Annotated in this window: 23 protein-coding genes; 5 read left to right on the top strand and 18 right to left on the bottom strand. The window is 71.8% G+C overall.

From position 1 onward, the window contains the following. Positions 1-211 precede the first annotated feature (211 nt). On the top strand, positions 212-1183 hold the full coding sequence (locus OO60_RS07295) for a hypothetical protein (protein WP_033261050.1): 972 nt from the start codon (positions 212-214) through the stop codon (positions 1181-1183). A 205-nt stretch (positions 1184-1388) separates the two neighbouring features. Then, entirely contained in the window at positions 1389-4793 is a 3405-nt protein-coding gene (locus OO60_RS07300) for a beta strand repeat-containing protein (protein ID WP_244885496.1), read from the top strand. A gap of 225 nt (positions 4794-5018) precedes the next feature. On the opposite strand, the gene OO60_RS07305 is transcribed toward OO60_RS07300, so the two are convergent. Both OO60_RS07305 and OO60_RS07310 read right to left on the bottom strand, forming a co-directional pair. Continuing rightward, the gene (locus OO60_RS07305) at positions 5019-5789 is read right to left on the bottom strand and encodes a dioxygenase family protein (RefSeq protein ID WP_033261052.1); all 771 of its coding nucleotides are present in this window, start codon (positions 5787-5789) and stop codon (positions 5019-5021) included. Between the two features lie 67 nt (positions 5790-5856). Next, positions 5857-6249, bottom strand: coding sequence for a helix-turn-helix domain-containing protein (locus OO60_RS07310; RefSeq protein WP_033261053.1), 393 nt, complete (start codon positions 6247-6249; stop codon positions 5857-5859). Positions 6250-6315: 66 nt separating this feature from the next. Here OO60_RS07310 and OO60_RS07315 point away from each other — a divergent pair, with 66 nt between their 5' ends. Further along, positions 6316-6768 carry a MarR family winged helix-turn-helix transcriptional regulator gene (locus OO60_RS07315; RefSeq protein ID WP_033261054.1) on the top strand — a complete coding sequence of 151 codons (453 nt, stop codon included), beginning with the start codon at positions 6316-6318 and terminating at the stop codon, positions 6766-6768. On the opposite strand, the gene dnaB is transcribed toward OO60_RS07315, so the two are convergent. The 12 genes from dnaB to OO60_RS07375 all read right to left on the bottom strand — a co-directional run bounded on the left by dnaB (position 6765) and on the right by OO60_RS07375 (position 16480). Beyond that, positions 6765-8177 (bottom strand): replicative DNA helicase, encoded by a 1413-nt coding sequence (dnaB, locus tag OO60_RS07320; RefSeq protein WP_033261106.1) that lies wholly within the window; start codon positions 8175-8177, stop codon positions 6765-6767. The genes OO60_RS07315 and dnaB overlap by 4 nt on opposite strands. Before the next feature lie 502 nt (positions 8178-8679). Further along, positions 8680-9468 (bottom strand): ESX secretion-associated protein EspG, encoded by a 789-nt coding sequence (locus OO60_RS07325; protein ID WP_033261055.1) that lies wholly within the window; start codon positions 9466-9468, stop codon positions 8680-8682. Positions 9469-9553: 85 nt separating this feature from the next. Further along, positions 9554-10891: a hypothetical protein gene (locus OO60_RS07330; protein ID WP_033261056.1), complete on the bottom strand. Its 1338-nt coding sequence runs from the start codon at positions 10889-10891 to the stop codon at positions 9554-9556. 1 nt (position 10892) lies between these two features. Continuing rightward, positions 10893-11492, bottom strand: coding sequence for a DUF3558 domain-containing protein (locus tag OO60_RS07335; RefSeq protein ID WP_003098740.1), 600 nt, complete (start codon positions 11490-11492; stop codon positions 10893-10895). Next, positions 11489-11845: a hypothetical protein gene (locus OO60_RS07340; protein WP_003098741.1), complete on the bottom strand. Its 357-nt coding sequence runs from the start codon at positions 11843-11845 to the stop codon at positions 11489-11491. Before OO60_RS07340 ends, OO60_RS07335 begins: the two co-directional genes overlap by 4 nt. Before the next feature lie 127 nt (positions 11846-11972). Beyond that, complete coding sequence (gene rplI / locus OO60_RS07345) at positions 11973-12434, bottom strand: 50S ribosomal protein L9 (RefSeq protein ID WP_003098743.1); 462 nt, start codon at positions 12432-12434, stop codon at positions 11973-11975. Between the two features lie 14 nt (positions 12435-12448). Further along, positions 12449-12697, bottom strand: a complete 249-nt coding sequence (gene rpsR, locus OO60_RS07350; protein WP_003098744.1) for a 30S ribosomal protein S18 — start codon at positions 12695-12697, stop codon at positions 12449-12451. 42 nt (positions 12698-12739) lie between these two features. After that, a complete protein-coding gene (locus tag OO60_RS07355) occupies positions 12740-13252 on the bottom strand; it encodes a single-stranded DNA-binding protein (RefSeq protein ID WP_003098746.1) in 513 nt (170 codons plus the stop codon). Between the two features lie 17 nt (positions 13253-13269). Further along, positions 13270-13596 (bottom strand): 30S ribosomal protein S6, encoded by a 327-nt coding sequence (gene rpsF / locus OO60_RS07360; protein WP_200876551.1) that lies wholly within the window; start codon positions 13594-13596, stop codon positions 13270-13272. 104 nt (positions 13597-13700) lie between these two features. Further along, positions 13701-14576, bottom strand: a complete 876-nt coding sequence (locus OO60_RS07365; protein ID WP_003098750.1) for a hypothetical protein — start codon at positions 14574-14576, stop codon at positions 13701-13703. Between the two features lie 80 nt (positions 14577-14656). After that, positions 14657-15559, bottom strand: a complete 903-nt coding sequence (locus OO60_RS07370; RefSeq protein WP_240490768.1) for a hypothetical protein — start codon at positions 15557-15559, stop codon at positions 14657-14659. Between the two features lie 117 nt (positions 15560-15676). After that, positions 15677-16480: a hypothetical protein gene (locus tag OO60_RS07375; protein ID WP_003098755.1), complete on the bottom strand. Its 804-nt coding sequence runs from the start codon at positions 16478-16480 to the stop codon at positions 15677-15679. 115 nt (positions 16481-16595) lie between these two features. Between OO60_RS07375 and OO60_RS07380 the strand changes: the two genes are divergently transcribed. Beyond that, on the top strand, positions 16596-17369 hold the full coding sequence (locus OO60_RS07380) for a deoxyribonuclease IV (protein ID WP_033261109.1): 774 nt from the start codon (positions 16596-16598) through the stop codon (positions 17367-17369). On the opposite strand, the gene OO60_RS07385 is transcribed toward OO60_RS07380, so the two are convergent. Next, entirely contained in the window at positions 17366-18916 is a 1551-nt protein-coding gene (locus tag OO60_RS07385; RefSeq protein ID WP_033261058.1) for a glycosyltransferase family 87 protein, read from the bottom strand. The genes OO60_RS07380 and OO60_RS07385 overlap by 4 nt on opposite strands. Positions 18917-18964: 48 nt before the next feature. Beyond that, positions 18965-20023, bottom strand: coding sequence for an ROK family transcriptional regulator (locus OO60_RS07390; protein ID WP_003098761.1), 1059 nt, complete (start codon positions 20021-20023; stop codon positions 18965-18967). A 55-nt stretch (positions 20024-20078) separates the two neighbouring features. Here OO60_RS07390 and OO60_RS07395 point away from each other — a divergent pair, with 55 nt between their 5' ends. Further along, positions 20079-21125, top strand: coding sequence for a Gfo/Idh/MocA family oxidoreductase (locus OO60_RS07395; protein ID WP_003098763.1), 1047 nt, complete (start codon positions 20079-20081; stop codon positions 21123-21125). Positions 21126-21167: 42 nt separating this feature from the next. Here the strand turns inward: OO60_RS07395 and OO60_RS07400 are convergent, their stop codons facing one another. Both OO60_RS07400 and OO60_RS07405 read right to left on the bottom strand, forming a co-directional pair. Beyond that, positions 21168-22136 carry a S8 family serine peptidase gene (locus tag OO60_RS07400; protein ID WP_003098765.1) on the bottom strand — a complete coding sequence of 323 codons (969 nt, stop codon included), beginning with the start codon at positions 22134-22136 and terminating at the stop codon, positions 21168-21170. Between the two features lie 62 nt (positions 22137-22198). Beyond that, positions 22199-24508, bottom strand: coding sequence for a transglycosylase domain-containing protein (locus tag OO60_RS07405; protein WP_003098767.1), 2310 nt, complete (start codon positions 24506-24508; stop codon positions 22199-22201). Positions 24509-24571 lie beyond the last annotated feature (63 nt).

Raw genomic sequence — 24571 nt, forward strand, 5'->3', positions numbered from 1 at the left:
GCGCCCGATTCGGCCGCTTTCCCGCGGCCGCGTCCGACACACCCGGCGGCCAGGCATGATCACCGTTCGTCAGACCGGGTTACACCGTGTGTCTTTCACACGATGGGGGCATCAAGTCCGGTCGGAGGTGCGCGGCCCGGCGCGGATTTGGTTAGGTCGCTTCCGCAACGGCATGTGGCCGGTCGATCACCCGATCCGAGGAGACCCACCAGTGGCGAACACCGCGACGAACGAGGGGCAGGGCGCCAAGCGCGCCGGCCGTCTCGTGTCGCGTGCGTTGCTGGTGCTCGGCGGCGCGGTGGCCGGCACGGCGGCCGCTTGGCTCGTCTCCGGCGCGGTCGCCTCGGCCGACACCGTCGAGGTCGGCACCGCCTCCGTCACTCCGGTCAGCGACGCCACGGCGGGCAGCCTCGGCGACGTGAACCACGGCACTGCGCACTTCGCGGGCGACGTGGCCGGCGGGGTCGCCGAGACGGCCTGCCACCAGGACGCGACGACGTGGAGCGAGCCGCCCCGCCCGTGCGACCCCACCGACGCCCGCACCGTCGAGCAGGAAGTCTCCGACCGCGTCAGCGGCTCGGTGGCGGACCTCGCCGACGACGCGGTGCTGAGCCCGGCGCAGCGCACCCTCGGCGCGTTCGAGCACATCGCCCGCAAGCCGGAGGACACCCGCCAGGTCATCGAGGAGACCATCGCTCCCGAGCCGGCCAAGGACTTCGGCCGCCACGTGTGGCAGCTGCTCGACCCGGCGGGCCGGGACACGCTGGTCCCGCTGCCCGGCGGCCTGACGGGTGGCGGTTCGGCCACGGCGCCGGTGACCTCGGGCGCCGGCGAAGCGGCCGGCACGCCCGGCGTCGCCACCGTCGAACTCCCTGCCGCGTTGCAGGACGCGACGCCGGCGGGTCTCCAGCACGACGACGTCACCGGTGCCGCGGAGCAGTTCCGCGACGAGCACCGTGACCTGCCGTCGCCGCTGTCCCCGGCGCAGCTTCCGGTCGCGCCGGCCGTCCCCACCGCCCCGGGTGGCAGCACTGCCCCCGGTGGACACCTCGACGGTTTCAACTTCGGCGTCCCGTCCTGGACGACCGAAGCCGTCGACACCGCCGTCGCGGCGATGACCCGCGCCGGCCTGCGCCACTCGCTGCGCACCCCGGGCGAACAGCCCGGCGTCACTCCTGACTGAACACCTCCTGCCACGGGTCGCTGACCACTTCACGTCCGTCCTTCGCTGACGACGTCGGGTCCGCGCAACTCCCGTGCACGGCGGTGCGCCTTGGTGCGCCCGCACGAAGTCCTTCCCCCTCTGGTGCGGCTCGGACCCATTCCGAATTCGACGAGCGCACCCCCACAAGCCCGCAAGGGAACCCGAAATAAAGGAGAAAAACCCCATGCAGACGTGGGCAAAGCGCGGACTCCAGACCGCACTTGTCACGGGTGGGTTGCTGATGCTGGGTACCGGCATCGCTTCGGCCGACGAGAACGTCAACCCCGACACCCCGGCCTCCCCGCTCGACCTGAACGTCACGGCTCCGATCCAGGAAGCCAACAACGCGGTCGGCACCCCCTTCGGCCAGCTGGACCTGCCCGCCGGGCAGACGGAGCTGAGCACGAAGCCGGTCACCGGCGCGGCGAACAAGGCCGCGCAGCAGCTCGACGAAGCCAGCCCGATCAGCCAGAGCACCATCGGCGGTGCCACCAAGGCCGACGGCGCGGGAACCTTCACCCCGAGCCACAACAACCTCAAGGGCAACAAGGTCACGGGCGACGTCGTCGTCCCGATCCAGATCGTCGACAACGCGATCGGCGTCGTGGGCGACGCGAACGTGGAGGGCGGCCACCACTCGCAGACGTGGTCGCACGACCAGGACGTCAAGACGACCGGCCGCGACTCGAGCATCGCGGGCAACGCCGTGGCCCTCGACTGGGCCCTGCCGGTCCAGATCGCCGGGAACGGCGGCGGGGTCGCCGGCGGCACCGGCCGCGTGACCGGCGGGTCGGCCAGCCAGAGCACGACCGAGACCGGCGACGTCGCCACCAACGGCGACGGCTCGTCCCTCTCCGGCAACGTGCTGGCGGGCCACTTCGCCACCCCGGTGCAGGTGACCGGCAACGCCGCTTCCTACCTGCTCGGCAACGGGCAGAGCCACGGCTACTCGGCCGACACCGTCGCGGCCTCCGGCGGCACGCTGCTGAGCTCCGGTGACAACGCCTCCGGCTCGGGCAACGTGGTCGGCGCGCCGATCGCCCTGCCGGTGAAGTTCAACTGCAACTCCGGTGCGGTGTGGGGCTCGCTGTCGAACTCCGACAGCTGCAACACCTCGGCCGACGCCTTGGCCGGCAGCACCCGCAAGGGCCGCCTCGGCATCCCGACCTACCTCGAGACCAGCGGCGACGACTCGTTCCTCTCCGGCAACGGCGGGGCGGCCGCGCTGTCCCCGATCGCGAACGTCGCGGGTGTCGCGGGCTCGTGGATCGGCAACGCCTCGACGGGCATCCCCGGGGCCAGCACGTCCTCCAGCACGGTCGACTCGGGTGGCTTCGTCAAGACCACCGGTGACGACTCGAGCGGGTCGGGCAACGTCCTGAACCCGTCGATCGCGCTGCCCGTCGAAGCCTTCGGCATCGGCGGCACCTACATCGGCCAGGCGAACGCCGCGCACGACAACACGACCGACGCCAACGCCGGCAACGGCAGCTACACCAAGGGCAACGGCGCCTTCCTCGGCGGCAACATCGTCAACACCCAGGCCGCGGGCGCGCCCGAGGTCTTCGGCATCGGCGGCAGCCACATCGGCAACGCGACCGGCAAGGCGACCGAGGACAAGACGGTCACCGCCGGGGCGTACGACGGCACGCAGGGCAGCAACTCGTCCGGCTCGGGCAACCTCGTCCAGGTGCCGGCCGGCCTCCCGCTCGAGGTCTTCGGCATCGGCGGCTCGTTCATCGGCCAGGGCTCCGGCGCGGCCGACGAGACCAAGGTCGTCTCCGGCGGCGGCGGTGGCAGCACCGTCGACGACGGCGGCTTCCTGAGCTCCAACCTGGGCACGGTCCCGGCGTCGATCCCGGTGCAGGCCGCCAACATCGGTGGCGCCCTCATCGGCCAGGGCCACGGCAAGGGCTCGACCGACACGACGTCCAACGCGGGCGGCCCCGTCAAGGCCCACGGTCCCGGCGGGGCCGGCGCGGGCAACATCATCGAGGCCCCGGTCGCGCTGCCGCTGCAGGCGATGGGTGTCGGCGGTGCCGTCGGCGGCATCGGCACCGGTGAGAACGACAACATCACCGACGCGACGGCGGGCGGCGACGCCGTGACCGACGGCCGGTTCGGTGCGCTGACCGGCAACATCGTGAAGGCCCCGATCGCGGGCGCCGGCTCGGTCTTCGGCGACGGGCTCGCCGGTGGCGCGCTCGGCACCGGGGTGGGCACCAACGACGTCTCGTCGATCGCGGGCGGCGACGCCACCACCAGCGGTGACTTCGGCAGCGTGGCCGGCAACATCGTCGGCGTGGACGCGCTGCCGGTGGCGCAGGTCTTCGGGGACGCCGCCAGTGTGGCGGGCGTCGCCAAGGGCGCCGGCATCAACATGACCGACGTGACGAACTCGGGCAACGACACCACCTCCGGTGTCGAGGGCGCGATCTCCGGCAACATCCTCGACCTGCCGGTGACCGCGATCGCGCAGCTGTTCGGCGACGCGGTGACCGTGGGCGGCGTCGCGAACGCCGTCGGCGAGAACACGCTGACCACGCAGAACGGCGGGACGTCCGTCACCAAGGGCGACGAGTCCGCGCTGTCGGGCCTCGACCTGTACCACGCGTTCGCGCTGCCGGTGCAGATCTACGGGGTGCCCCTCGAGCTGCTCGGGGTCGCGACCGCGTACGCGACCAACGCGACGAGCATCGACGACGAGGCCGTGGACACCCTCGCGTTCCCGGAGGCGGGCTCGGAGCTGGCGGCCGACGAGCTGCCGTCGCTGGCCGCGGTTCGCAGCAGCCTGGCCCACCGCGACGTGCCGTCGGTGGACGGGCTGACCGGCGCCCTGCCGATCACCAAGCTGCTCGGTGGACTGCCGTCGTTCGACGGGCTGACCAGCGCGCTGCCGGTCGCCGGGCTGCCCACCCCGAAGCTGCCGGTCGCCGGCGTGTCCGCCAGCGGGCTCCCGCCGGTCAGCGTTCCGGAGAGCAAGCGCGCCGACGTGCCGTCGGTGGGCAACCTGGCCGGGGCCACGAAGCTGGTGCAGCTGCCGGCCGCGGGCGTCCCGTCGCTGCCGAAGCCGGCGCTGCCGACCGAGTCGGCGCTGTCCACCGTGGCCGGGCTGGCCGCGGTGGGTGAGACCGTGCCGGGTCAGGGCCACACCGAGCGGGCGGACCGTCAGGTCGCGGGGCTGCCCGTCGTCAGTGGGCTGCTGCCGGCCGCCGGTCTGCCGGCCCTGCCCGCCGTGGGTGGCCTGCTGCCGACCGGTGGCCTGCCCGCCGTGGGTGGTCTCCTGCCGACCGCCGGCCTGCCCGCCGTGGGTGGGCTGCTGCCGGCGCACACCCAGCGTGCGGACCTGCCGACCCCGGCCCTCCCGGCCGCCGGTCTGCCGGCGCTGCCCGCCCTGGGTGGCGTCCTGCCGACCCACACCCAGCGTGCGGACCTGCCCGCCACCCCGGCCCTGCCGGCCGTCCCGGCCCAGCTGCCGGTGAACGCCAAGCTGCCGGTGCTGGACAGCACCCCGCAGGTGCCGGCGATGTCGGGCCTGGACTCCACCGGCTTCCTCGCGAAGCTGCTGGGCCTGGTGAAGCGCAAGTAGTGCGGTAAGGCCGGCGGGTTCCCCGGAACCCGCCGGCCCCACGAACCCCGCTGTCACGGCGGCCGGCGCTCCACCGCGCCGCGAGGGCGACCTCGCACGGAGCGCTCCGGCGACGCGACCGCGGATGCGGGTCTCCCCCGCGAGCACCGAATAGCTCTCCTTCCCTGGAGACGAAGAGCCCCAGGAGCCAACCGGCTCCTGGGGCTCGCTCGCGTTCGCGGGAGGTCAGGAGAACTGGAGGGAGCGCTTCGCCAGGCCGTGCCAGAAGCCGTCGATCACCGTCCGGCCGGATCCCTCGTCCGAAGTGGCGCCGAGGGAGACGAACAGCGGTGCGAAGTGCTCGATCCGCGGGTGCGCGAGCGTGGCCGCCGGTGCCTTGTGCCGGAAGTCGAGCAGCGTGTCGACGTCGCCGCTGCTCAGGACCTCGTCGCCCCAGTGGTCGAACTCGGCCGACCACGCCGGCGGCGTCCCGTCGGTGGAACGGGCCATGCCGCTGAGGTTGTGGGTGAAGAAGCCGCTGCCGATGATCAGCACGCCTTCGTCGCGCAGCGGTGCGAGCTTGCGGCCGAGGTCGAACAGCTCCCGCGGGTCGAGCGAGGGCATCGAGACCTGCAGCACCGGGATGTCGGCGTCCGGGTACATCTCGACGAGCGGCACGTAGGCGCCGTGGTCGAGGCCGCGCTCCGGCGCGTCGTGCACCGGCGTCTCGGTCGAGCGGAGCAGCTTCCGGACCTTCGCCGCCAGTTCCGGTGCGCCGGGAGCCGCGTACTTCACCTGGTAGTAGCGGTCCGGGAAGCCCCAGAAGTCGTACACGAGCGGCACGGTCGTCGTCGCCCCGAGGGTCAGCGGCGCCTCCTCCCAGTGCGCCGAGACGACCAGGATCGCGCGGGGCTTCGGCAGGTCGGCCGACCAGCCGGCGAGCTGGCGGGTCCAGGTGGCGTCGTCGGCGAGCGGCGGGGCGCCGTGGCTGAGGTAGAGAACCGGGGTGCGGGTCATCGGTCGCTCCAGTGATTGAAAGTTCAACTACTAGAGTACCTGACGCCTGGCGGTCGCGGGATATTCCTCAGGCGGCTTCGAGGTTCGCGGCGCAGCGCTCCAGTGTGCGGATCGTGGTGCGGTAGTCGTCGTCGCTGATGCCTTCGGTGCTCTTCGTGCGGAACGCCTTGACCCGGTCTTCGACGCGGGCGTGCGCTTCGCGGCCTTCGCCGGTCAAGGTGCCGTCTTCGGCGACCCAGCCGCGGGCACGCAGGTCGGCCAGCTTCGGTGCCATCGAGCCTTCGGCGGTGACGAACGGGGTCATCGCCGCGTCGATCTCCTCCGGCGTGCGGGCGCCGAGGGCGATCGTGTTGAGTACCTGCCAGTGCCGGCGGGTCAGCGATTCCGCCTCGAGCGCGTGGGCCATGGAGGATTCGAGGAGCTCGTGGAGGTGGCGGAGCCACCAGCCGAGGGGTTTCACGGGTACTCCTGGATGTCGATGAACAACTACATGTAAAAGTACATGTAGTTCGGAGGTGAAGCAACCATGACGGACGCGGTGGCCGACGTCGAGCGCGCCATGATCGCGATCCGCCGCAGCCAGCAGCGGCGAGCCCTCAGCCGGATCGCCAAGGCGAGAGGCCGCGGCGCGCACGACCCGGTGTACGAGCTGCTCGACGTCGTCGAGGAGCTCACCGAACGCGGCGAGGCCGGCACGGTGACGGCGTTGAGCGCGGCGATGGGCGTCGACCAGCCGCGCGCCAGCCGGCTCGTGGCGCGCGCGGTCGAGCAGGGGCTGCTCCGCCGAGAGGCCGACCAGCGCGACGGACGGCGTGCGGTGCTCGTGCCGACCGAAGCCGGTCAGGCGCACCTCGACGAGATGCACGCCTTCCGCCGCGGGGTCTTCGCGGAGGTGATGGCGGACTGGGCGGACGAGGACCGCGAGACGTTCGGCCGGCTCCTCACCGCGTTCGTCCGCGGGTACAGCGCTCTCGGTTAGTCGTGGGAGAGGTCGACGAACCGGCTGTAGTGCAGCTGGTGCGCGACGGTGATCGTCGCCGTCGGCCCGGCGCGGTGCTTCGCGATGATCAGGTCCGCCTCGCCCGCACGCGGGTCGTCGCGCTCCCAGGCGTCGGGGCGGTTGACCAGGATGACGAGGTCGGCGTCCTGCTCCAGGGAGCCGGACTCACGCAGGTCGGACAGCATCGGGCGCTTGTCCGTGCGCTGCTCCGGACCACGGTTCAGCTGGCTGATCGCGATCACCGGGACCTCGATCTCCTTAGCCAGCAGCTTCATCTGCCGGGAGAACTCCGAGACCTCCTGCTGCCGCGACTCGACGCGCTTGCCGGACGTCATCAGCTGGAGGTAGTCGAGGACGACCAGCTTGAGGTCGTTGCGCTGCTTCAGCCGCCGGGCCTTCGCGCGGATCTCCATCATCGTCATGTTCGGCGAGTCGTCGACGAACAGCGGCGCCTCGGACACCTCGCTCATCCGGCGGGCCAGCCGCGTCCAGTCGTCGTCGGACATCTTGCCGCCGCGCATGTCGGCGAGGCGGATCTTGGCCTCGGCCGAGAGCATGCGCATGACGATCTCGGTGCGGCTCATTTCCAGCGAGAAGATGACGCTGGTCATGCCGTGCCGGATCGACGCCGAGCGCGCGAAGTCCAGGCCCAGTGTCGACTTGCCGACACCGGGCCGGGCGGCGACGATGATCATCTGACCCGGGTGCAGGCCGTTGGTCAGCTCGTCGAAGTCGGTGAAGCCGGTCGGGATGCCCTGGGACTGGCCGCCGCGCGAGGCGATCGCGTCGATCTCGTCCATCGTCGGCTGCAGCAGCTCTTCCAGCGCGACGTAGTCCTCGCTGGTCCGCCGCTCGGTGACGTCGTAGATCGCGGCCTGCGCGCGGTCGACCACCTCGTCGATGTTGGCGCCGTCGGCCGCGGCCGCGCCGTAGCCGTACTGCACGATCCGGGTGCCCGCCTCGACCAGCCGGCGCAGCACCGCCTTCTCCGAGACGATCTCCGCGTAGTAGCCCGCGTTCGCCGCGGTCGGCACGGTCGCGATCAGCGTGTGCAGGTAGGGCGCGCCGCCGACGCGGCCCAGTTCGCCGCGCCGCTCCAGCTCCGCCGACACCGTGATCGGGTCGGCTGGCTCGCCGCGGCCGTAGAGGTCGAGGATGCAGTCGTAGATCGCCTGGTGCGCGGGCCGGTAGAAGTCGTCGGGGCCGAGCGCCTCGATGACGTCGGCGACCGCGTCCTTGGACAGCAGCATGCCGCCGAGCACCGACTGCTCGGCCGCGATGTCCTGCGGCGGCTGGCGGTCGAAGCCGCCGCCTCCCCCAGGGCCGGGGTCGCTCGGACCCGGGTCGGACTCCGCGTATATCGGACTGCGGTCGTCGGTCAGCGCCACCGCCCCGGACACCTCCTCATTCGTCGAACACCCGTTCGAGTATGCCGGATCTTCGCTCTCGAAGCACGCGGCTGGAGCCCGTGCTTTCGTCCCCCGGACCCGCCCCCGATGATCGGGGACGACCTCGGTCAGCTGTCGCAGACACGCGGAGCGCCACCGTGAGTACAGGCCCGAGCGGGCACGCTAGATCCCCCGGAAGGCCGATGGCAATTTGGGGTGGGGACCCTTCTGTGGACAACCTGGGGATGAATGGGGGTAACCAGTCACAGGTGCCGCGAGAGCTGTGGACAAGTTGGGGACAAGCGTGATCGGCTTTGGTGAAAGTGCAGGTCAAAGGCTGTGGACATGGTGTGGAGAACTCGCCGAAAACTCGTCCGGCGTGTCGCGTGAAGTCCGTTCTTCGGCGTGTCGTGGACCAGCTCGAACCCATTGGGCGATGCGGCCTGTGGATGAATATCACGGAGAGTGGAGGGGTGACCCGGAGGGCTGAACGGCCCGCGCGTCAGGCCGCGGTGAGCCGGCCCTGTGCGCTGCGTAACCGGTCAGCGAGAACGCGCTGGTCGGCCGGGGTGAAGGCGATCCGGTTCTCGCCACGTCCCGGAATCTCCTCGGTCAGCCACCGGCCTTCGGACGTATCGATGTAGTTAACCGGGCGTTCGATCCGGTGCCGGGCTCCGGTGCGGTTGCGGGCCGCGACGTACAGGCTGCCGCTCCCCATCCGGCGTAACGCGAGGATCCGGCGGAGCTCGTCGGCCTCCTGCGAACCCTCGGCCGGGCGGTCGCTGCGGAGCACGGCGAACCCGCCGTCGTCACCGCGGGCTGTCCCCTCGAGCCGGCTCTTCGGCACCGCGAGCGGTGTCCCCCGGCCGGGTGCCAGCTTGGGGATCTGGCCGAGGAAGTCGTCGAGCAGCTCGTGCGGCTTCGTCGACTCCAGCACGACGGCGTCCAGCTCCTCGTGCTTGGCCAGCACGAACGCCTCGCCGCCCGCGGAGCCGGCGAGCAGCCGGTAGCTCACCGGCTTGCCCTGGAAGCCGCCGTCGATCCAGCCGTAGTACTCCAGCTGCGGCCGCGCGATCGCCTCGACCGTCGCGACGAACCCCGGGTGCATGCCGCGCGGGCCGAACAACCCGGCCTTGGCGAGCTCGGCGTTGGCCTGCTCGTCCTCGGCGCGCTGGGCCTCGTCGCTGTACCAGGTCGGCGTTTCGGACAGCACCACGTGCGGCTCGCCGCCCCGGCGCCGGATCAGGGTGATCAGGGTGCCGGTCGAGATGGTGACTTGCCTGTCCAGCACCGCTCTTCCCCCATTGAAGCCAGTTGGTGAACCCGAAGCAGCCGGGCGCGCCCATCTTGGCACGCGCCCGGCGGTCCCGCGTGCGCTACTCGCCGATGACCGGCGGCGCGGTCAGCTCGTCGGTCCCGAAGATGTCGTTCGGGTCGTCGCCGAGCAGGTACTTCGACGTGCGTTCCTCGTCGCCGCCGCCCTGGCCCTTGGCACCGCCGGGGTGCATGCCGCCCATGCCACCCATCCCGGAGCTGCCGGGCCGGCCGGCGGCCGCACCGGTCGCTCCGCCGCCCCCCGCGGCGCCGGCGCCCGCGCCACCCGCGCCCACGCCACCGGGCATGGCCCCGGTCGAGCCGCCGGGTCCGAAGCCCACGCCGCCCGGCCCGAAGCCCGCCGACGGGTCGCCGATCCCGCCCGAGCCGCCGGGCCCGAAGCCGCCGCCGGGGATGGAGAAGTCACCCGCGCCGCCCCCGCCGCCGCTGGGCCCGAAGCCGCCGGCACCGGAAATCTTCGGCGGCGTGAAGCCCGACGAGTGGGTGCCGTCGGTGAAGTTCGGCGGGGTGTAGTTGCCGCCGCCCGGGATCTTCGAGGGGTCGAAGTTCCCGCCGGGGACCTTCGACGGGTCGAAGTTCGGCGGCTTGCCCGGGTCGAACCCCGGCACCTTCGACGGGTCGAAGCCACCGCCCGGCGTGTTCGGCTGCCCGGGGAAGGACGGCACCCCGCCCGGACCCGGCATGTTCACGCCGCCGGGCACCGAACCGGTGCCGTTCGGGTTGCCGTTGCCGTTGCTGCCGTCGTCGCCCGGCTTCTTCTTGCCGTCCTTGCCGCCGTTGACGTCGACGTTCTCCTGCTGCCCCTTGAGCGCGGAGTACGTCGGCATCTTCTGGCCGTTGTCGTTGCTCGCCTTGTAGTAGGTGTTGAAGGCGTCGACGTTGGCCTGGCCCTTGGCGTTGTAGTCGCGGATCGCCCGGTCGGTGTCGGTCGTCCACGGCGTGATCGCGTTGAGCAGGTTGTTCTTCGGCGGGTCCTTCGGCACCTGCTGCACCTGCGCGTGCACCGTGGTGAACGCGTTGTGCTGCTCGCCGAGGTACTTGTCGGAATCGGTGAGCTTGGTGCCGGAGTCCTCCATCCACACCCGCAGCGGGTGGGCGCCGGCGTTCTGCGCCGCCTCGGAGCCGCCGCCCGTCCAGGCGGCGTCCATCTCCTTGGCCAGGTCGTCGATCGTGCCGAGCCGTTCCTGGTAGGCGCCCTTCAGCCGGCTCGCCGCCGCCTGGCCGTTTTCGATCGAGCCGGGGCCGGGGCCGGTGGTGATCTTCTCCCAGATGTCGTAGCAGTCGATCTTGCGGTCACCCTGCACCGACGTGTGGTCGTCCGAATGCGTGGTCGCCATGTTGTAGGCGGCGAAGCCGCCCAGCAGCACCAGTTCCAGCACTTCAGCCTCCCAGCGTGTGGATCATCGCCTCGCCGAACTTCATCGCCACCGGGCACGGGTCCGAAGCACCGGCGCCGTTGTCGTACTGCACCAGGACGTTGACCGCCAGCTGGTCGGTCACCGCGACGAACAGGCCGCATTTGCCGTTCTTGCGGTCGTCCACCGCGGCGGCGTAGACGCCCGGGTACCCGGCGGCCTGGGTCTCGCCCCAGTAGGCGTCGTTGGCCTTCGTGTCGTAGACGTCCTGGAGGCCGTTCTTGTTCGCCGTCACCGTGGTCACGTCGATCTGGTTGCCCGGGTCGGCGGCTTCCTGGAACGTGCAGCTCGGGCCGTTGCCGGTGGTGCGCGGCCGCCCCTCGCCGAGGCCGAGGTCGGAGCGCGCCGACGCCGACAGCGTCGCGCAGGCGTCCGAGGTGATCGACCCGGTGTTCAGCGGGGCCGGCACGTGCGGGGCGGTGTCGGCGGTGGACCGGGTGGTGGTTTCGGTGCTCGACTCGGACGCGGGGGCCGGGTTGGCGGTGCCCCGGGTCTTGCCGGCGCAGCCGGCCAGGGCGAGCACGGCGAAGGCCAGCGCCGGGACGGCGATCAGTCGTCGGTTCACGTGGCCTGGTTCCCCGTCTTCGAAAGGTCGGCCTGGGTGTCCGACTCCTTGGTGGTGATCTTCTGCTTGGCGGCGGTGAGCGCGTCGATGTAGTTCTTGACGTACTCCTGCATCTTGCGGTTCTGCTCGAGGAACGCCTTGCCGGACGGGTTGGCGAGCTTCTCCCAGTCGCCGCTGGCGAACTCCTTGCCGGGCGCCTTGACGTTCGCCATCAGGTTGGCGTCGTCGTAGTCGCGCTTCAAGTCGGCTTGGAGGTCCTGCCACTTCTTGATGACGCCGTCGATCTTGTCGGCGTCGAAGGTGAAGCCGCCGCCCCCACCGGCCGGCGCGGACATGTTGACCTCGTTACCCATCCCGCTCCATCCCCTTCGCGTCCCCGCTCATTCTCCTCCGACGCCGCCGTCGTGTCCGGGGTTCCCCGGAAAGCGTGAAGGCGGGCCACCCACCAGGGGTGACCCGCCTTCTCACGACGTATCTGCCTTACTGCGCGACAGCCTTGACCTCGAGCCGCACGTCGACCTTGACGTCCGGGTGCAGCCGGGCGCCGACCGAGTGCTTGCCCACGGTCTTGATGTGGTCGCGCAGCTCGATGACGCGCTTGTCGAGCAGCGGGCCACCGGCCGCCTTGATCGCGTCGACGATCTCGCCGGCGGTGATCGAACCGAAGAGCTTCTTCGAGCCCTCGGCCGCCTTGCCGGTGAGCTGGATGGCGCCGAGGCCCTCCAGCGTCGCCTTGATCTCCTTGGCGTGGTCGAGGTCGCGGATGCGACGGCTCTCCTGCGCGCGCTGGATCGTGCGGACGTTCTTCTCCGCGCCCTTGGAGGCCACGATCGCGTAGCCCCGCGGGAGCAGGTAGTTGCGCGCGTAGCCGTCCTTGACCTCGACGATGTCGCCGGGGCCGCCCAGGTTGGCCACGTCCGTGGTGAGGATGATCTTCGCCATGTCAGTGCCCTCCCTTAGCGCGCGGTCGAGGTGTAGGGCAGCAGCGCCATCTCGCGGGAGTTCTTGACCGCGATGGCGATGTCACGCTGGTGCTGGCTGCAGTTGCCGGTGACGCGACGGGCACGGATCTTGCCGCGGTCGGAGATGTACTTCCGCAGCAGGTTGGTGTCCTTGTAGTCGATCAGTTCCGGGCGGCCCTTCTTCTCGGCCTTGCAGAACACGCAGACCTTCTTCTTGGGCTTGCGGATGGGTGGCTTGGCCACTGTCTACTCCTGGAAATTCAAATCTTGTGGATGTGTGCGAGATCAGAACGGGGGCTCGTCCGAGAAGCCGCCGCCACCGCTGCTCGCGGCGGGCGCGGAACCCCACGGGTCGTCGGCCGGCATACCGCCGCCACCGCCGCCACCGCGGTTCCCGCCGCCACCGCCGCCGCCGAAGTCACCGCCGCCACCGCGGCTGACCTTGTTGACCTTGGCCGTGGCGTAGCGCAGCGAGGGGCCGATCTCGTCGACCTCGAGCTCGACGACGGTCCGCTTCTCGCCTTCCTTGGTCTCGAACGACCGCTGCTTCAGGCGGCCCTGCACGACGACGCGGGCGCCGCGGGTCAGGGACTCGGCGACGTTCTCCGCCGCCTGGCGCCAGATGTTGCAGCGCAGGAACAGCGCCTCGCCGTCCTTCCACTCGCCGGACTGCCGGTCGAGGGTGCGCGGGGTGGACGCGACGGTGAAGTTCGCGACCGCCGCACCGGACGGGGTGAAGCGCAGTTCCGGGTCGGACGTCAGGTTGCCGACCACCGTGATGACGGTGTCTCCAGCCATCGGGGTTCCCCTCGGGCTCAGGCCTTGGCGGCAGCGGGCTTGGCCGCGGCGCGCTTGACCTCGCGGCGCATGACCTTGGTGCGGAGCACGGTCTCCTGCAGCGACAGCTGCCGGTCGAGCTCCTTGACCGCGTCGGCCGAGGAGTTCAGGTCGAGCAGCGCGTAGATGCCCTCGGCGTGCTTCTTGATCTCGTACGAAAGGCGGCGGCGGCCCCAGACGTCGACCTTCTCCACGGAACCGCCCGAAGTGCGGATCACGTTGAGGAAGTTGTCCAGCGTGGGGGCGACCGTGCGCTCGTCGAGCGTGGGGTCCAGGATGACCATTACCTCGTAATGGCGTGACACAACCACTCACCTCCTATGGGCTCGCGGCCACGGGCTGTCCGTGGCAGGAGGGTTTGTCCAGGTAAGGCTACCTGGGGGCACCGGCGGGGCCGGACGCCGGGGGGTCAGGCCGCCCGGCGCAGCACCCAGGTGCGCACCAGCCCGGCGGTGACGCCGGCGAGCACGATCACCGCGATGAGCATGGGCAGCTGCACGTCGTTCGACGCGCTGTTCGAGGCCAGCGACTGCGCGTTGCCGGCGTCGCGGACGTCCGCGCCCTGGCCGCTCTGGTCACCCGCGCCCGCCTGCGGGGCCGAGGCGTCACCGGGCAGGGTGCCGTCCGCCGGGTAGCGCACGCCGGGTGCGACGGCCGTGCCCGCGGTCGCCGTCGGGATGCCGCTGTAGTCGCGCATCGGGGCGCTGCCGCCCGTGCCGCCGGCGGTGCCGGGGTTCAGGTTCGAGAGGTTGCCGGACGCGCCGGGGGCGGTTCCGGCGCTGCCCTGCTGGCCGCCGGTGCCGCCCGTGCCCTGCTGGGCCGGGGTGCTCGGCGCCACGTAGTTGCTCGCGAGCAACGTCAGGCCGCAGCCCTTGGCGACCGTGCTCTCCACGCTGTTGAGCGTCTTGTTCCAGTCGAGCCCGAGGCCCCACGTGCCCGAGGCGGCCAGCGCGGTGCGGACCGCCTTGCCGATCGCGGCGCCGGTCGCTTCGCCGCCCGCCGTGTTCGGTACCTGGCCCACCGGGATCGAGTGGTTCTTGGCGATGGAATCGCCCGCCCAGCTGCCGATCGCGAGCGTCCCGGCGTTGTTCGCGCCGTTCGTGACCAGCGTCTTGACCGAAGCCCCGTCGATCGCCACCTGGTCGCCCATCTGCCCGGTGACCGAGCCGGTGCAGCTGTTGCTGACGAGCGTCGTGGTCGCGGCGGCCGTGCCGGTGGACAGGAACGCACCCCCGGTCACGAAGGCGGCAAGAGCGGCAACGGTCAACAGCTTCCGCACGAGCACAGTCCTCCGTGGGGTATCGGGTGTCGTCCTGGACAACAGGATCAACGAGGGGAATACGCGAAAGATACTCGGCAGTCAGATCAATTCGCAGCGGCCATTCGGCGGAGTACCCAGGTGCGGACGAGGCCCGCGCTGACTCCGGAGAGTGCCAGAACCGCAATCAGCAGCGGCAGATTCGACCCGTTCGTGAACCCGTCCGGTGCGGAGGGTAGCGCTTCCGCCTGGCCCGCCGTCTGGACGCCGGAATTGCCGTCGGCCGTGCCGTCCGGACCGTTCAGGCCGTACTGCGGCGCGTAACCCGGGATCTGGCTGCCGTACCGGATCGCCGGCGACGGCGTGAACAGCCCGGCCGTCGCGAACGGGATGCCGCTGTAGTCGCGCATCGGCGCGTAGCCCGTGCCGATGGCGAAGGGGAAGCCGCCGAACACCGGGGTGCTCGCGAAACCGGGCAGCAGCGGGCTGTTCGCGTCCGGGATCGGCGTGGTGCCCGCCGGGGTACCACCCTGCTGGGGGGTGCCGCCCGTCCCGCCCTGGGCCGGCGGTTGCTGCGGGTTGCCGCCCGTGCCGGGCTGCGGCGACGACTGCTTGCCGCCCCCGCTCACCGCGCTCAGGCCCTGCTGGGCACCGCTGGTCACACCCTGGACACCCTGGTTGACCGCGCTCGCCACGGGCGCGCCGACCACCGGCACCGGCGAGACGACGGTGTTGACCACGTTCACGGTGACCTTGCAGACGGTGTTGAGCAGCCCGCTCACGGTGGTGGTCAGCACGGTGGTCGCCTGCGTGACGAAGCCCAGGTCGATCAGCGGCAGGCCGAGCAGCGAGCCCTGGATGTGGTCGCCCGGCTTGGCGGACACGGTGCTGCCGCAGGGCACGGTCTTCGTGTCCGCGGAGGCGGTACCGGGCATCCCGAGCACGGCCGAACCCGCGAGGACGACCGCCGCCGCACCGACCGCCGTAGCCCTCCGTGTCCGATCCTGCATGCTCGCCACCCCTGGTCTCGTCGCCTACTTACCAGTACAACGACGCTAAGGCAGCCGGGTGACGCCCGCTCGTTCAGAAATGTCCGGCATTCGGGTGGAAGCGGACGTCACCGTGGGTCAGGCCGGGCTGCGACGGATCCAGGCCCGGACGAGGGCGGCCGCGACGATCGCCAGCGCCAGCACCGCGAGCAGCATCGGCAGCTTCGCCGGCGGCGTGCCGCCCGGCAGCGCCTCCGCGGTGCCGGACCGCTGCTCGTCGACGGTCGGCGGGACCTGCTGGCCGGGGATGACCTGCGCGATCACCGGCGCCTGCACCAGGCTGCCCGGCAGCAGGGCGGCGTTGGTGAAGATGCCCGAAATGGCGTCACCCGGAAGAGCGGCGTTGCCCGGATTGGTGACGATCGGGCCGGTGCTGTTGCCGGGCGGGTTCGGCACCGGACCCGGGCCGGGACCCGGCGGGGTCGGGCCGGGCGGCGCGGGCTGCGGCGGGTTCGGGGCCGGCGGGAGGGGCGGGAGCGGCAGCGGCGGCAGTTCGGCGGCCACGCCCTGCGTCAGGTTGCCGACGGCGTTGACCGTGCCCTGCGCGGCCGGGCAGACGCCCTTCGCCGTCGCGTCGCCGACCAGCGGCAGCCGGCCGATGCCGAGCGCCTTCACGGTGTCGCCCAGCGGCAGGGTGAGCAGCGGTGCCGTGCCGTTCGTGTTCCGCGAGCCGGAATCGAGGCCGACGGTGAGCTGGTTCGGGGCGTTCAGCGGGGCGCCAGCGTCCAGCACCAGGCCGGACGCACTGCCGTTCTGCAGCGTGGCCTCGCAGCTCCCGCCGAGCGTGGGGCTGCCGGCGCTCGCCACGCCCGGCGTGGCCAGGGCGGCCGAGGCGGCGATCGTGAACCCCAGTGCGGTGATCCGGGCGGCGTGCTTCCCCATCATGCCCTCCGGCAGTCGGACCAAATCTGGATCACGGAACGCGCTCACGGTACTCCACGAGCGTCACCAACCGGGCCCACCGGCCGGAAACGGGATCCGGAGTAGCGTGCTCGGCATGCTGATTGGCGCCCATGTCCGTGACGACGACCCGTTGACCGCGGTCGCCGAGCGCAAAGCCGACGTCGTCCAGTTCTTCCTCTCCGACCCGCAGGGCTGGAAGGCCCCGAAGCCGCACCCGCACGGCGAAGCCATCGCGGCCGACCCGGTCGAGGTGTTCATCCACTCGCCGTACCTGATCAACGTCGCTTCGCTGAACAACCGGATCCGGATCCCGTCGCGGAAGAACGTCACCCAGCACGCGGACGGCGCCGCGGCGATCGGGGCCAAGGGCCTGATCGTGCACGGCGGGCACATCGGCGCGACCGACGACGTCGAAGCCGGCCTGGAGAACTGGCGCAAGCTCTTCGAGCGCGAGCAGGAGAAGGGCGGCTTCAAGGTCCCGATCCTGATCGAGAACACCGCCGGCGGCGAGAACGCGATGACCCGCGACCTCGAGGTGATCGCCCGGCTGTGGGACAAGGTCGGCGAGTTCGGCGCCGGGTTCTGCCTGGACACCTGCCACGCGTTCGCCGCGGGCTGGGACCTCGCCACCGCCGTCGAAAAGGTCATGGCCATCACCGGCCGGATCGACCTGGTGCACCTCAACAACTCCCGCGACGAGTTCGGCTCGACCCGCGACCGGCACGCGAACGTCATCGAGGGCGAGGGCACGATCGACCCCGAGGTCCTCGTCGGCGTCGCCCGGGCGGCGGGCGCGCCGGTCGTCGTCGAGACACCGCCCGACGGCCAGGCGGCCGACATCGCCTACCTGCGGGAAAAGCTGGGTTAGACGGTCACGGCCTTCCGGCGGCGGCGGGTGGCGTTCGGGATGATCACGTCCCGGGCGCCGTCCAGGAAGCCGCCGGCCGGGTCGTCCTCGCCGTCCAGCCGGACCAGGTCGGCCGCCGGGCGCCAGACCTCCCGGACCACCAGCACGCACAGCCCCACGACGGCGAGGTCGCGGACCACGACCGTGCCGAGGAACCAGCCCTCGGGCAGGCCCTTGTGGTCGATGCCGAGGTAGTAGAACATCCGCGGCACCCAGACGACGGCGTCGATCAGCATCCAGCCGAGCAGCAGCCGCCAGCGCGGGATGGCCAGCACGGCCAGCGGCACCAGCCACAGCGAGTACTGCGGGCTCCACACCTTGTTGGTGAGCAGGAACGCGGCCACCACGAGGAAGGCGAGCTGGCCGACGCGCGGCCGTCGCGGCGCGGCCAGCGCGAGGTAGGCGATCCCGGCGCAGCAGGCCAGGAACAGCACGGCCACCGTGATGTTCAGGTACGTCGGCGTCTGGTTCTTCTGCAGCACGCCGTCGAACCCGGCCCAGCCCGTCGTGTACGAGAAGACGTTGTACAGCGAGTCCGGGTCCATCGGCCGCAGCGCGCTCATCCGGAAGAACTCCCACCAGCCGCGGGTGGTGAACAGGATGAACGGCGCGTTCACCGCCAGCCACGTCACGACGGCGGCGATCGCGGTCTTCCAGAACGGCTTGAGCTTGCCCGCGCGCAGGCACAGCACGAACAGCACGCCGAGCAGGAACAGCGGGTACAGCTTGGCCGTCGCGCCGAGCCCGAGCAGCAGGCCGGCGAGCGCCGGGCGGCGGCGGGCCCAGGCGAGCAGGCCGGTCGCGGTGAACGCGGTCGCGAGCGCGTCGAAGTTGGTGAACGCGTGCACCAGCACCAGCGGCGAGACCGCCACCAGCACCATGTCCCACGGACGGCGTCTCGTCGTCCGGCCGGTCGCCCACACGGTGACCAGCCACGCGGCCGACAGGAAGAACGCGGTGATGTCGAAGTAGATCGCCACCGGCAGCGCGCCGGGGAGCCAGCCGGACTCGGCGACGTTCAGCCAGCCCGCCGCGAGCTTCGCGTTCGCCCACTGGAAGAGGCCGGTGAGCACCGGGTACTCCATGTACCGGGTGCCGTCCTCGGCGGTCTGCGAGCTTTCCTTCCACGACGTGGCGTACGGGAAGGTGCCCGGCCGGTCGAGCCGCTCGGAGCCGTAGAGCGGCACGATGTCCGAATAGCACATCGCGACGAACGGGCGGCCCGCGCGCCAGTCGAGCTGGGTGACGCCGTTGCCGTCCTGGTACTGCTGGATGCACGAGCCCTTGCCGAACCAGCACAGCATCAGCGCGAGCGTGGCCAGCAGGAGCCCGACGCGCTGGGGTGACCAGAACCAGTGCCTGCCGACCGCGGCGTGCTCACCGAGCGGGCCGCCGAGGGGTCTGGTGACCGCCGCCGCGAGGGGGTCGGTCCAGCTCGGGACGACCCGTTCCGCCCGGGTCAGCGTCACGGGTCCGGGCTCCGCCTCCCGCGTGGTCTCCTCTGGCACGAGCCGGATGGTATCGGTGATCGGGGTGCGCGGCGGTGAAGCCGGTGATCATGCCGGATTCGCGTAGTACGAGGCCAGGACCTCGGCGGCCGCGCCGCGGGTGACGATCTCCTCGCCGGAGCCGTCTTCGACGACCTCGATCCGCTGCCAGTGCGGTGCCGGCAGCAGCTCCCCGAGCCGGGCCGAAACGGCTTCGCGGTGGACGCCCGGCTCGTCGCGGACCGCCCGGCCGGCCAGCACGATCTGCTCCAGGTCGAGCACCTGCACCAGGTCGGCCAGCCCGATGCCGAGGAACCCCGCCGCGGTCCGCGTGTCGGGGGCCTGCTTGGCCATGATCTCCACGCAGCCGCGGCGCCCGCACGCGCAGCGCGGCCCGTCGTAGGCGATCGTGGTGTGCCCGAACTCACCGGCGTTGGTCCGCGGGCCGCGGTAGAGCCGCCCGTCGATGAGCAGGCCGACGCCGATCCCGGTGCCGGCCAGGATCACCGCGGTCGCCGTCGGCTCGCCGTGCGGCCAGAGCCGGGCGAACGCGGCGGCGTTGGTGTTCTTGTCCAGCGTCACCGGCAGCCCGGTGCGCGCTTCGAGGAGGGCCCGCAGCGGGACTGCGTGCCAGCCGGGCATGTTCGTCGCGTCGCGGACCAGGCCGGCCCGGTGGTCCAGCGGGCCGACCGCGCCGATGCCGAGGCCGAGCACGTCGAAGCCGTCGGCGAGTTCGAGCGCGGTGGCGCCGACGGCCTCGACGGCCTGCGCGGGCGTGAAGCCGGCCGGGAGCGGGCCACCGTCCTCCTCCTCGATTTCGCCGAGCAGGTTGGTGCGGACGACGTGGAACTCGTCGCGGTCGAGCCGGGCGCCGAGCGCGTGCTTGGCGCCGGCCCGGATGTTCAGCCGCGTGCGGGGCTTGCCGACGCCCGCGGACGGCTGGCGCTGTTCGTCCAGCAGGCCGGTGTCGAGCAGTTCGGGCACGATCTTGGAGACGGCCTGCTGGGTGAGCCCGGTGCGTTCGGCGAGCTCGACCCGGCTGAGGCCGCCGGCGCGCAGGATGTGCGTGAGCAGCAGGGCGCGGTTGTACGCGCGCACGTCGCGCAGGTTCACCCCGGTGTCCGCCATGGGCAGGATCTTCGCACGTCTGGTCAATAAGGCAACGCTGTTGTTTAATAGCGGCATGGCGGACGATCTGCGGGTGGGCATCCTCGGGTACGGCATCGGGGGACGTGTCTTCCACGCGCCCCTGGTGGCGGCGACGCCCGGGCTGACCCCGGCCGTGATCACGACGTCGAGCAACGCCGCCCAGGCCCGCACCGACCACCCGGGCGCGGAGATCGTGCCCGGCGCCGACGAGCTGTTCGAGCGCGCCGGCGGCCTCGACCTCGTCGTGGTCAGCACGCCCAACCGCACGCACGTGCCGCTCGCGCTGCGGGCGGTCGAAGCCGGCCTGCCGGTGGTCGTCGACAAGCCCTTCGCGCCGACCGCGGCCGAGGCCGAGCGGGTCGTCGCCGCGGCGAAGGCGGCGGGCGTCGGCCTGACGGTCTTCCAGAACCGGCGGCTCGACTCGGACTTCCTCACCGTGCGAAAGGTCCTGGAGTCCGGCCGGCTCGGCGAGGTGTTCCGCTTCGAGTCCCGCTACGACCGCTGGGTGCCGAAGATCAAGGACAACTGGCGCGAGTTCGGCGACCCGGCCGAAGCCGGCGGCCTGCTCTACGACCTCGGCGCGCACATCGTCGACCAGGCGCTGCAGCTGTTCGGCCCGGTCACCCGGGTCTACGCGGAGGTCGACCGCCGCCGGGCCGGCGTCCAGGTCGACGACGACGTCTTCGTCGCGCTGACGCACGCCAACGGTGTCCGGTCGCACCTGTGGTCCTCGGCGCTCGCGGGCACGCAGAACCCGCGCTTCCGGGTCCTCGGTGACCGGGCGACGTTCACCAAGTTCGGCCTCGACGTGCAGGAACCCCAGATCAAGGCCGGGCTGCGGCCCGGGGACGCGGGCTGGGGCGAAGAACCCGCGGCGGACGCCGGGAAGCTCGGCGTCGGCCCGGACGTCGAGACCGTGCCGACCGAGACCGGCCGCTACGAGCAGTTCTACGCCCAGGTCCGCGACGCGCTGCGCGGTGAAGGCGAGTTCCCGGTGGATCCGGAGTCGTCGGTGCAGGCCCTGCGCGTGATCGAGGCCGCCCACCGCTCCGGCGTCGACGGCGTTGTCGTCGACCTCTGACCCTCTGACCGGCCGTGACCTCGGTGACCCCCAGCTCCGAGGTCACGGCCTCCTTCTTTTCAGCAGCACGAACCCCGCGCCGAGCACGAGCACCCCGCCCGCTGACCACAGCGCGATGACCCACCACGGCGTACCGGTGTCCGGCTCCGCGGACAACGCGGCCACGGGGTCGATCAGCCCGTAGCCGTACTCGGCGTCCCGGCCCGGCGCGCCGAGGTCCTTCGCCGTCCTGGCCAGCTGGTCGGTCACCTGGGCCGCGGTCAGGTCCGGGTACCGCGACCGCACGAGCGCGACCACGCCGGACACGATCGCGGCGGCCTGGCTCGTGCCCGACGTCGGCGCTTTTTCGCCCGGGCGGGAGGTCGAGATGTCGACACCGGGGGCCGCGAAGCTCACCTCCGGGCCGGACACGCTGACGTCGTCGCGGAACTTCCCGGCCCGGTCGACCGCCGACACGGCCAGCACGCCCGGGCGGTCCGCCGGGCTGGTGACCTCGCGGTCCTCGCCCGCGTTGCCCGCCGCCGCGACGACGACCACGTCGTGGTCGCGCGCGTAGGTCAGGGCGTCGTCGTACTCCGTGGTCCGGCCGCCACTGCCGAGCGACAGGTTGACGACCTTCGCGCCCTGGTCCACGGCCCAGCGGACGGCGGCGACCGCGTCCGCCGGACCCCCGGTCAGCCGGGCCGGCAGGATCTCCGCCTTCGGCGCGACCCCGCGGGTGCCCGCGGTGCCGCGGCCGGCGATCAGCAGGGCCATCGTCGTCCCGTGCCCGATGGCGTCCCCCGCGGGCGCGCCGAGGTCGGGGAAGTCCGCGCCGGGCCGCACCGCGCCGTCGAGGTCGGGGTCCGCGGCGACACCGGTGTCGATCAGGCCGACCCGCACCCCGGCGCCCTCGGACAGCTGCCAGGCCGCGGGCAGCCGGAGTTCGTCGACCCAGTACGGCCCCGCGGCGGCCGCGGTCGTCGCCCACGCCAGCAGGGCGGCGAGCGTGAGAGGAGCGAGTTTCCGCATGACCTTCCCGACGGATGATCGCGGGACGGGCGTCCCGCGATCATCCTGGCAGACGCGGGAGGTCAGGGGCCGAAATTCGCCTGGCCGGTGTCGTTGCCGTTGCCGCGCCCGGGACCGCGGCCGTCACGCCGGTCGCGGCCGCGGTTCGGTTGCTGCTGCTGCTGGTCCTGGTTGCCGCCGCGGCCGAAGGTGAAGTCCTGTTGCTGTTGTTGCTGCTGCTCCTGGAACTGCTGCTGTTGCTGTTCCTGCTGGAGCTGCAGCTGGAACTGGTCGTCCTGCGGCGAGGTGATCGCCTGGACGCGGTCGAAGCGCTCGCCCGGCTTTCCGGCCAGGTAGAGCTGCATGAACCGCTGCCACACCGGACCGGCGACGAGCGACGGCGTCAGCGGCTGGCCGGCCGGGCCGCGCAGCGCCTTGTCGCCGTCGCCGCCCACCCACACCGCGGCCGAAACCGACGGTGTGTAGCCCACCATCCACGTCTGGGAGTTCGTGTTCGCCGCGGACGCCGGTTCGTCCGCGCCCGGGGTGTGCTGCTGGGTGCCGGTCTTGCCGGCGCACTCGTGCCCGGACGGGCAGGTCAGCCGGGAGAACGGGATGACCGGCGCCAAGGCGGCGGTGACGTTCCCGGCGATCTGCTTGCTCTTGCCGCGGTCGTTGTCCGCGAACGCGTCCGTGGCGCGCGTGTCGGCCTCGTAGGCGGTCTCGCCCTGTGCGTTCGTCACCTTCTGCACGAAGTGGCGGCCGCGCTGGACCCCGCCGGAGGCGAAGGACGCGTACGCCGCGGCCATGTCCGCCGGGGTGACCGCGGTCTGGCCGCCGCCGATGGAGATGTTGTTGTCCCCGGTGAACAGCACGCTGCGGCCGCCGTTGTCCTTCGTGCGGATCCCCGCCTCCTGCGCGGCCTCGGCCACGCCCGACGGCTTGGTCACGTTCAGCACCATGTCGTAGAAGACGGTGTTGGTGGACCGCTGCATCGCCTCGGCCACCGTGCACGTCTCGGAGCAGCTGCTGGTGGTCCCGGCGTTGCGCACCGGCAGCGGCACGTCCGGGAACGTCCGCGGCGAGCGGCCGTCGAAGACGGCGTTGAGACCGCGGCCGTCCTTCAGGAACGCCGTAAGGTCGAACGGTTTCATCGACGACCCGGGGTTGTGCGCTTCGTCCGCCCAGTCGCGCCCGGCCTGGTCCTCGCCGTTGGGGCCCTTCACGATCGGCGCCCCGCCGTAGTAGGCGAGCACACCGCCGGACCGCGGGTCGACGGCGACCAGCGCGTCGAGGATCCGGTCGTCGGTCTGCCCGGCCATGCCCTGCGCGACGGCCTGCTCGGCGGCGTCCTGTGCCTTCGAGTCGATCGTCGTGAACACCTGGAAGCCGCCCGCGTAGTACTTCTCCTCGGGGATCCCCGCGGCGGCCAGCTCGGCCTTGACCTGCTTCTTGATGAACGGGTTGACCGTGTTCCCCTGCCGCGAGTCCACGAGCGGGACGGGCGTCGGGAACTTCGCCGCCCGCCGGTCGGCCGCGGTGAGGTAGCCGTTGCGCTGCATGCGGTCCAGCGCGGTGCTCCACCGGTCGCGGGCCACCGTCGGGTTCTCCGACCGGCCCGGCTGCTGGATCAGCCCGGCGAGCAGCGCGGACTCGGAGAAGGTCAGCTGGGCGGCGTCCTTGCCGAAGTACGCCTGCGCCGCCGCCTGGACGCCGTACGCGCCGCGGCCGAAGTAGATGATGTTGAGGTAGGCGGTGATGATGTCCGCCTTCTCGTAGGTCTGGTTCATCTTGAACGACTTCGCGAGCTCGACCCACTTGCGGGTCAGCGTCGGCGCGTCGTCGCCGGAGGAGACCTTGATGTACTGCTGCGAGATCGTCGACCCGCCCCCGGAGCCGCCGGTGACCTGGTTGTAGGCGGCCCGCAGGATGCCGGAGACGTCGAACCCGGAGTTCGTCTCGAAGGACGCGTCCTCGGTGGCGATCACGGCCTTCTTGACGACGTCCGGGATCTGGGTGGGGCTGAGGATCTGCCGGTTCCCGCCGGCGGGGACGTCCTTGCCCATCTCGGTGCCGTCGGCGTAGAGGTAGGTGACCGCCTGGCCCTGCGACTGCGCGACCTTCTCCGGCGAAGGCACGTCGACGGAGAAGTACGTGACGACGAAGGCGATCGCGGGAACCACGAAGAACAGGCCGGCCAGCACGTACACCACCCGGCGGACGGTCTTCCAGCGGCGACGGCGGCGCAGGTCCGGCGGCGGTGCGCCGGTCTCGTCCGGTTCCTGCGGTTCGTACAGTTCGCCCGGCAGCGGCGGGAGGGGCCGGCGTGGCTGGTAGCGACCACGCGGAACCGGCCGCCGGCCGGGCCTCGAGCGATTTCGGTCGGTGTACACGGGCCGTCCTCGGTGCACAAGTGGGCTGCGGGCGCAGACCCCTCGCACAGCACACGGACCGCG

This window comes from Amycolatopsis vancoresmycina (genome assembly GCF_000716785.1).
Lineage (GTDB): Bacteria > Actinomycetota > Actinomycetes > Mycobacteriales > Pseudonocardiaceae > Amycolatopsis > Amycolatopsis vancoresmycina.